This window comes from Ruegeria sp. AL2 (genome assembly GCF_056540845.1).
This window is the reverse complement of the sequence record NZ_JBQFXM010000048.1, coordinates 1-2,500: the sequence shown is the minus strand read 5'-3', so window position 1 is coordinate 2,500 and position 2,500 is coordinate 1. Positions and strand designations below refer to the sequence as shown.

Here is a 2,500-nt window from a genome sequence, read left to right as displayed (position 1 = left end):
GCTGGTTCTCTGCGAAATCTATTTAGGTAGAGCGTCATCCGAATACCCCGGGGGGTAGAGCACTGGATGGGTAATGGGGCCCCACAGGCTTACTGATCCTAACCAAACTCCGAATACCCGGGAGTACTAGATGGCAGACACACTGCGGATGCTAACGTCCGTAGTGGAGAGGGAAACAACCCTGACCTACAGCTAAGGCCCCCAATTCATGGCTAAGTGGGAAAGCAGGTGGGACGACCAAAACAACCAGGAGGTTGGCTTAGAAGCAGCCATCCTTTAAAGATAGCGTAACAGCTCACTGGTCTAAATAAGTTGTCCTGCGGCGAAGATGTAACGGGGCTCAAGCCATGAGCCGAAGCTTAGGATGCCGTAAGGCATGGTAGCAGAGCGTAGTGTGACATAAGACTTATCCTCTTTAGTGTCTTTCGGGGCACCTTGGAGGATCGAGTCTTTTCGATGAAGCCGGCCTGTGAGGGATCCGGTGGAGAGATCACTAGTGAGAATGATGACATGAGTAGCGACAAAGAGTGTGAGAGACACTCTCGCCGAAAGTCCAAGGGTTCCTGCTTAAAGCTAATCTGAGCAGGGTAAGCCGGCCCCTAAGCCGAGGCCGAAAGGCGTAGGCGATGGGAACTAGGTTAATATTCCTAGGCCAGGAGGATGTGACGGATCACAGGTGTAGTTCAATCTTATCGGATTGATTGGGCTGCTGAGTGGTTCCTGGAAATAGCCCTCCATCAGACCGTACCCTAAACCGACACAGGTGGACTGGTAGAGCATACCAAGGCGCTTGAGAGAACGATGTTGAAGGAACTCGGCAAAATACCTCCGTAAGTTCGCGAGAAGGAGGCCCGGTTCCTAGGCAACTAGGGGCTGGGGGCACAAACCAGGGGGTGGCGACTGTTTATTAAAAACACAGGGCTCTGCGAAGTCGCAAGACGACGTATAGGGTCTGACGCCTGCCCGGTGCCTGAAGGTTAAAAGGAGAGGTGAGAGCCTTGAATTGAAGCCCAGGTAAACGGCGGCCGTAACTATAACGGTCCTAAGGTAGCGAAATTCCTTGTCGGGTAAGTTCCGACCTGCACGAATGGCGTAACGACTTCCCCGCTGTCTCCAACATCGACTCAGCGAAATTGAATTGCCTGTCAAGATGCAGGCTTCCCGCGGTTAGACGGAAAGACCCCGTGCACCTTTACTACAGCTTCGCACTGGCATCAGGATTGTGATGTGCAGGATAGGTGGTAGGCTTTGAAGCAGGAACGCAAGTCCCTGTGGAGCCTCCCTTGAGATACCACCCTTCGCACTCTTGATGTCTAACCGCGGTCCGTTATCCGGATCCGGGACCCTGCGTGGCGGGTAGTTTGACTGGGGCGGTCGCCTCCTAAAGCGTAACGGAGGCGCGCGAAGGTTGGCTCAGAGCGGTCGGAAATCGCTCGTTGAGTGCAATGGCAGAAGCCAGCCTGACTGCAAGACTGACAAGTCGAGCAGAGTCGAAAGACGGCCATAGTGATCCGGTGGTCCCGAGTGGAAGGGCCATCGCTCAACGGATAAAAGGTACGCCGGGGATAACAGGCTGATACTGCCCAAGAGTCCATATCGACGGCAGTGTTTGGCACCTCGATGTCGGCTCATCTCATCCTGGGGCTGGAGCAGGTCCCAAGGGTACGGCTGTTCGCCGTTTAAAGAGGTACGTGAGCTGGGTTTAGAACGTCGTGAGACAGTTCGGTCCCTATCTGCCGTGGGTGTAGGAGACTTGAGAGGAGTTGCCCCTAGTACGAGAGGACCGGGGTGAACGATCCACTGGTGGACCAGTTGTCGTGCCAACGGCAGTGCTGGGTAGCTATGATCGGACAGGATAACCGCTGAAGGCATCTAAGCGGGAAGCCCCCCTCAAAACAAGGTCTCCCTGAGGGCCGTGGAAGACCACCACGTCAATAGGCCGGAGATGTAAGCGCAGTAATGCGTTCAGTTGACCGGTACTAATCGCCCGATAGGCTTGATTTGATCCAGTAATGGAAAGACAAATCAAAGACATACACACCTTGAGTTGGATAGCTGTGTCGCGCCAAGCGACACTGTTGATTGACATAACAACCGTGCAGGAACGCGCATCCGCTTCGCGAATACGCTGCCTCCTGCGCGTCGCCTTTTTGCAAAGCAAAAAGAGCGACGGGGATTTTCCTCGGTTTGGTGGTCATAGCGCAAGTGAAACACCCGGTCCCATCCCGAACCCGGAAGTTAAGCACTGCCGCGCCAATGGTACTTGGGCTTAAGCCCCGGGAGAGTAGGTCACCGCCAAACCTAGTAAAATCCCCCTTCTCTCAACACGATCAAAACATACTCGACCCAGGCCTCAAATCGCGTAAGCAACAGGCCAGCCAACGGTCTCAAGTAGCCGAACAGGCAATAGACCACTAAAGTGTCGCGGGATGGAGCAGCCCGGTAGCTCGTCAGGCTCATAACCTGAAGGTCGTAGGTTCAAATCCTACTCCCGCAACCA

1 tRNA gene and 2 rRNA genes (1 of these 3 cut by a window edge) are annotated in these 2,500 nt (G+C 54.4%); all 3 read left to right on the top strand.

What is annotated here, in order from left to right:
- A 23S ribosomal RNA gene (locus tag ACR0ID_RS20165) occupies positions 1–2,004 on the top strand (it extends 826 nt beyond the left edge of the window).
- Positions 2,005–2,186: 182 nt separating this feature from the next.
- Positions 2,187–2,301, top strand: a 5S ribosomal RNA gene (rrf, locus tag ACR0ID_RS20160).
- 122 nt (positions 2,302–2,423) lie between these two features.
- Positions 2,424–2,500, top strand: a tRNA-Met gene (locus tag ACR0ID_RS20155).